At 48.4% G+C, this 382-nt stretch carries 1 protein-coding gene; it reads right to left on the bottom strand.

From position 1 onward, the window contains the following. Positions 1 to 382 (bottom strand): hypothetical protein (locus KP705_RS19055; RefSeq protein ID WP_215765443.1); only part of this gene is annotated, 382 nt, incomplete at both ends.

The raw sequence follows: 382 nt of genomic DNA, 5'->3' as shown, positions 1-382 counted from the left end.
CCTATGCTCCGCCTTGAGGTCATCATATATGCGGACGTTCTCACCGCAGGTGATAACCATGTACCGCAGATACTTCCCCTTATTCGGGAGAATGTTATCAATCCAATAGGTCAGCTCATTCCTCAACTGGCGACGCTCAGCAACAGCAACAGCAGGAATGAACATGATATGCCTAAACTGTTCATCCATCTGCTTAGCTAATCCAGACAGCAAACCCACCTTGAAAAAGGTGCCATCCTGCTTCTTACGCCTAGACGGAATCCCCAGACCTTCAAGCCTGTCAGCAATGCGATCAGATTGAAGCCTTATGGCCTCATCCCTGCCAATGCGTTCAAGATGTTTAAACACATCAACCTTGTTCCCACTGTTGCGACGAAGAAGC

The sequence above is a fragment of the Gluconobacter sp. P1D12_c genome (assembly GCF_018812105.1).
GTDB classification, from domain to species: domain Bacteria; phylum Pseudomonadota; class Alphaproteobacteria; order Acetobacterales; family Acetobacteraceae; genus Gluconobacter; species Gluconobacter oxydans_A.
Note: the sequence above shows the minus strand (reverse complement) of the source record. Positions and strands in the feature narration are given on the sequence as shown.